The organism is Candidatus Omnitrophota bacterium, from assembly GCA_040755155.1.
In the GTDB taxonomy this organism is placed as follows: Bacteria; Hinthialibacterota; Hinthialibacteria; order Hinthialibacterales; family Hinthialibacteraceae; genus JBFMBP01.
Genome location: JBFMBP010000043.1, coordinates 1 through 5,324 on the forward strand (window position 1 = coordinate 1; position 5,324 = coordinate 5,324).

The 5,324-nt window shown below is 52.2% G+C and carries 6 protein-coding genes and 1 pseudogene; 2 read left to right on the forward strand and 5 right to left on the reverse strand.

What is annotated here, in order from left to right:
• The 3 genes and pseudogenes from AB1656_05595 to AB1656_05605 all read right to left on the reverse strand — a co-directional run.
• Window positions 1-529, reverse strand: a 529-nt coding sequence (locus AB1656_05595; GenBank protein ID MEW6234841.1) for a hypothetical protein, incomplete at its 3' end; no start/stop codon positions are given.
• Window positions 530-868: 339 nt separating this feature from the next.
• Window positions 869-1,132 (reverse strand): annotated as a pseudogene (locus AB1656_05600) (type II toxin-antitoxin system PemK/MazF family toxin).
• Window positions 1,133-1,204: 72 nt separating this feature from the next.
• Window positions 1,205-1,453: an AbrB/MazE/SpoVT family DNA-binding domain-containing protein gene (locus tag AB1656_05605; GenBank protein MEW6234842.1), complete on the reverse strand. Its 249-nt coding sequence runs from the start codon at window positions 1,451-1,453 to the stop codon at window positions 1,205-1,207.
• Between the two features lie 377 nt (window positions 1,454-1,830).
• Here AB1656_05605 and AB1656_05610 point away from each other — a divergent pair, with 377 nt between their 5' ends.
• Both AB1656_05610 and AB1656_05615 read left to right on the forward strand, forming a co-directional pair.
• Window positions 1,831-2,130 (forward strand): hypothetical protein, encoded by a 300-nt coding sequence (locus AB1656_05610; GenBank protein ID MEW6234843.1) that lies wholly within the window; start codon window positions 1,831-1,833, stop codon window positions 2,128-2,130.
• The gene (locus AB1656_05615) at window positions 2,112-2,465 is read left to right on the forward strand and encodes a hypothetical protein (GenBank protein ID MEW6234844.1); all 354 of its coding nucleotides are present in this window, start codon (window positions 2,112-2,114) and stop codon (window positions 2,463-2,465) included. The genes AB1656_05610 and AB1656_05615 overlap by 19 nt, the downstream gene beginning before the upstream one ends.
• 19 nt (window positions 2,466-2,484) lie before the next feature.
• On the opposite strand, the gene AB1656_05620 is transcribed toward AB1656_05615, so the two are convergent.
• Both AB1656_05620 and AB1656_05625 read right to left on the reverse strand, forming a co-directional pair.
• Window positions 2,485-4,383 carry a hypothetical protein gene (locus AB1656_05620; GenBank protein ID MEW6234845.1) on the reverse strand — a complete coding sequence of 633 codons (1,899 nt, stop codon included), beginning with the start codon at window positions 4,381-4,383 and terminating at the stop codon, window positions 2,485-2,487.
• Window positions 4,384-4,655: 272 nt separating this feature from the next.
• Window positions 4,656-5,324: hypothetical protein (locus tag AB1656_05625; GenBank protein ID MEW6234846.1), on the reverse strand; the 669-nt coding region annotated here is incomplete at its 5' end.

Genomic DNA, 5,324 nt, shown 5'->3' on the forward strand with positions numbered 1-5,324 from the left:
ATTGGCGGCGGTAAAGCGATTCGCCCTCGCCGCCGCTGAGGAGAAGCCACACATACTGCGACGCCGGATCGCTCAACGGCTGCGGCCAGTGGATCAGACTGCGGATTTTTTCGACGGCTCTTTGGACTTGCCATTCCTTCAATGGCGAGCGTTCTCCAAGTCCCGCAAGCAGTTGCGGCGCCGGGACGCCGTCTATGGATATATCGATCTTATCGGGGGGACATCCCGCCAGCCAAGCTGATAAAGCGACGCAGGCGTTTTGCCATACTAACTCCGCGGGATGGAACTGGCCGGATGGCCGGGAGCCTAATCCCTTATTCGTCTTCCCCGCACCGATCGCTTCTATGATATTGCCAATCCATCGTTCGGCCTTGTGATGGCACAATTCAAGAGTGGAGATGAGTTCTCGAATTATTATCGCGTCCTGGCTCAAAGGAACGAGGCGATCTTCCATTCCATCGATTGCGAGAATTTCGGGATCGGATTCCAAAGCGCAATTGCGCCACCACGATCGGCAATGCGCTGGCATATTTACATCCTCCCGGCTTGAGCGAGTTGCGTTTTGTTTTTAGCCTGCCCAACGCAATCAGTGGAAAGGATGGGAGGGCGAGCCTCCTGGCGAACCATTGCATCTATACGGCTTGGCAGGAGCCTCGCCCCAATGTCATTAAGTTAAGGCGTAAATTAACGCAATTCCATTCCCTCGCCCTCTGGGAGAGGGTTAGGGTGAGGGGAAGTTCAATCAATTCTTGCTAATATGCGTCCTTTTTTTGATAAAGAAAATTATATTAACCTTAACTTAATGGCATTGAGCCTCGCCCTCCCCTTAATGATGTTGGCTATACCTCAAATCAAATGACAAACGGTATTAGTAGATGCAAGCGTCGAGAAGAGACAATACTTCTTCCAATACCGATTGCGGCGCTTTTCCGATGCGCTTGGCTTTCCTTGACCGATAATCGATCGATTTGATCTGCTCGATCATGACGAAACCGGTTACGCCGCGATTTTCGGAAATGGGGACATGAAAAGGGAAATTGCGCTGAGTATTGGTTAGCGGACAAACGATGCAAAGTCCGGTATGTTGGTTGAAGAGATCGTTGCTGACGATTAGGGCCGGACGCCGCCCTCGTTGCTCATGTCCCGCTTACGGATCGAAACTAAGAGCGATCAAATCCCCTTTGCATGGAATGTACGCCGCCATTTACCACGTTTCCTTGCCGGAAGGATCGCCCCAGTCCGCTTCGCCCGGCTGGTAATCTTTCGGGATGCGCGTCACAAGTTCCCTTAAATCATGCCCGCCTCGGAGGCGGCGGTGCGGAGTAACTACAAGAACGCCGTCGCGAGCCGCAATTTCTACTTCGTCGCCGACGTCGATATCGGCGTTCGCCAACAACTCCTTGCTCAAACGAAGCCCCTGGCTGTTGCCCCATTTTTGGATTTTCACGATCATCGCCGTATTCCTTTGTATAGCCGAAATATAGCCGTTGGAGCTTCAAGGATCAACGCCGCAAGCAGGTTTCGCGAATGCCTAAAATCCCGTTTAGCCTGAATTGGCGATATGGCCGAAATTTGACTTTCCCCCAAAAATTAGTTAGGGCTTGCTGATATGTGCGTAAGTCTCGACAAACTAGTATATTAAGTATAATTTTTTCCAGGAATGCGCAAGAGAATCCGCTTGTATCCTACAAAACCTTTGCACATAAGTTGAGGGCTGCATGTATCGAAACGACGCTTGGACTCCCTTATTTCCCGAATTTGGTCTCCCTTTCAACGGCTGTCTCGACCTCCGCGATGCTGCGCAAGGCGATCCGGAAACAATTGGGCTATATGGGGAGGAATTTGGCGTCGATCGAGCGGCTGACGCGGACGGTTTCCCTGAGCGCGTTGAAGCCGTCTCTGTACCGGGCGCTGCTGGTGATCGGCGAATTGCGCCGCCAGCAGAAGATCATGTACGAATCCAAAGAGAAGCGCATCGAAGATCGGATCGTCAGCCTCTGGTTTCAGGAGGTGCGGCCCATCAAGCGCGGCAAGGCCAATGCGGAGACGGAATTCGGAGCCAAGGTTCATCTCAGTCTGATGCGGGGCTTCGCGTTTGCGGAACGAATGGATTGCCCAAAACGTCTCTGACCGTGATCGCGCTCAATCTGCTGGTCATGAATCTGGGAAAGTTGTATCGGTTGGCGATGGAGAAAGGGCTTTTCGCTGGACTTTTGGCTTGGTGGAAGAGAATGAAAGAAACGTCAGGATGGCTTTGGCAGGCTCTCAGCGACCTAGCAGCCGTTCAAAGACGGCGAGGAAGATTATGGGCGGCGTTCTCCGACTGGCATTCGAACGGCGCGGCTATCCTCCGCCCTCCTCTCCCCTCTCTGAGGTATAAGTTTTTCAGCAATCCCGAATTTCTATACATTTCTACAAAAAATGCGGGCGGAATCGTCCGCCCGCGCATAAACTCGCTTCGCTAACAAAAACTATTTGGGCTAATCAATAAACCGCCCACTCGTCTACATCTGTAAGCAATACCGGCAGTTTAAAAGCAACGGATGTCAGCGATCCCGTCGCGTTGTCTCCGCCCGTTCCGCCGTCGTCTCCCGTATCGCCCGTGTCGGCGGAGTAATCGCCGTCGACATAGGAAAATCGGTTATTCATGGAACGATGGAGCACTTTTTTCTCCACCCAGGCTTCCTGCGAACCCGACAGCCACGTCCGCAGTACGGCGGGATTGTCAATGACTTCCGTCCAGTTGGCCAAACTGCCTTGCTCGAAATCGGAATTGGGGAAGGGCAGCGAGGCTTGCTTTCCGTCCCAGACGTAGAAATCGTCAACGCACATCCATCCATAGCCGGAGGTCAGAGTATCTTCGACGTAGATTTGCGCCGACTTACCCTGATGTTCAGGCAGAATGTAAAAGCGGAATTCCGGATATTGCCACAAATCCATATTGCTGGTATTGAGATTCCAGCCCATGCCTTGGGATTGCAGGTTGTAAACGTAATCCACGGAATCGTCGAATTTCCCATTGCCGTTGACATCCACGCGAAGCTCGACGGCTCCTTTTTGGATTGCGCCGCCGCTCCTGCGAATGCGGTCGCTGCCTTGGGCGGAAGCGAACTGCAGGAAAACGCTTTTTGCCTGATCGGGAATCACTTGAATCTTGAAAACAGACGAACGAAGCTCCACGCCTGCAAACATCACAAAACTCTTATCGCCGCCGGTTCCCACAAACGTCCTTCCAGTGAACATGCTGTCGTGCATGCTTTTATCGTAATAGAAAACACTGGCATCGCCCTCACGGCCGTCAGGCAGGTTATGAACAGCAACTGTCCATCCTGGAATCTTTCCCGATGGATGCTCGTTGTATTCGCGCAAGGATTCATCATACCAATCATCCGTAAGCCCTTCATCGAATCCACCGTTGGGAATATAGGCGGGATCCCAGTTCATGCGCCAACCATCCACTCCAATCGAGAAATACTCGGAATCGTCAACGATGACAACCTGGGCTTTTTTGCCTTCCAAACCAGACGTATTGAGAAATACCGGATGCATCTGGTTGCGAAGCGAAGCGCCTGTTCCTCCGAAGAATCCCATCAAAGGAACATCGATGCCTTCATCGTATTTACCGTTGGGATCTTGAGAATCCGTCCCAATATCCACATAAACATAGGATGCATTGTCGCCGCCCGTCGCTTTGTTGTTCCACAATTCGGAAGCGCCGCCGCCGACTATTCCATATACGAAACTGGCGGGCGCCTGTAAAGTGAAAGCCTCGGATTCAATGGTCGCCGTATCCGCATTGCCGCTCACCTTCGTGCTGTAGTACTGTGTTCCGTAAAATATCCCTTTGCCTTCCACATCCTTTACGATCAATTTCGCCGGATCTTGAACGGAACCTTCAATGATTTTCCAGCCCTTCAACGGCGTGGCGTCCTCAAAGAAGCCGTTGGGAACCAAGTTGGGAACGACTTTGCCATCCGCATAGTTGAGGCGAATCGCCTTGACGGCGATGTAGTAATCGGCGCTTTTATCAACAATGCGGATTTTCGCCTTCTTTCCGGCGTCCGAATCGAGACGTAGCAGAAAACGCCGCCAGTTGCCGGGAGCGATATCGTTGGCGTTATCCCGTCCTAAATATTCCGTGCGCTCTTTGGACAACCAACGATCCACGGTTCCGTCGGCGTCCAAGTCCACACCGATGTCTACAGTATCCGGACTCATTCGCGGAACCACCAGCTTGTTCGTATAATCCCCGATGCCGTTGGTGCAAACATCCAGCCATAGAAACGTGGGAGCATTGCCGCTGTTATTAGTAGCTGTCCATCCTTCATATCCTAATAAAACGATTAGCATAAATCCCGCCGCAACAAGCCATACTTTTTTCATCTTCGAACTCTCCTTTTCCATTGAGTTTTTTTTCAACCATCTTTTCGAAACGGGAGAAAATTTTTCCCCAGAGTATTTGATTACCAAAAAAAAATCAGTGCGTCAACAGTACTCTTGAAATAATTTTAGGGATCGTTGCTTAAAACGATCAGATGATTATTATGGGATTTTTTGTTAAGAGCGAACAAGTAAACGATTAGAAATTGATTTGCTCGTTACGCAGCAGTTCCTACACGCATTTGGAAAAATCGTTCAAATTCCCTCCCAGCCTTTCAAGGCTGGGCCTGGAGTTTGGCTATTGCGAAGCGAAGAAAACAGCATAAGAGAGGGAGTTTTGGCATTTCTGGGGCTTCGCGTTGGAGGAGGAGGGCGTAGCGAAGCCGGAGAAATAGCGCCGTTCCATGCCCAAGCTCCACAGTTGATTGCGGAGAAGGGAAATCAGTTGCGCGGTGGAAAGACGTTGGTCGTCGTTTTTGCGATTCCACTTGGGTTGCAAGGAATGCAGAGTTCGAGGGATCAAGCCGGATTGACGAGCAGCCAACAGCAGCTTTGCGCCCGCGTTTGCGGAAGAGGGTGTCGTCCATCAGCGCTACGAAAGGGGCGCCCTCCGGCAAGTGCGCCTCCACGGCTTGGCGCGCCGTCCGGAACAAGTCGGCGGGCTGAAAGCGAGCCCGCTCGAACAGGCGAAAGTCGGCGGACCAATCGCGATCATGGCCTCCCGAAGCGGCGATCAGACGGGTCAGCGTATGCCGGCCCAGACAAACCAAGTGGCTGAGAGCCAATCGCCGGGTGCGGTCGAAGGTGCGCTGCTGACGACGAAAGGCGGAACGGGTTGGATCCCACAAGGCCTGCCAAGCGTCGATTAAGCGCCCGGCCGTTTTTTTTTGAGCGCGGAAGCCGGAGGATGGAGCCGGTTGAGGACCAATTGGCGCTTGTCCTCG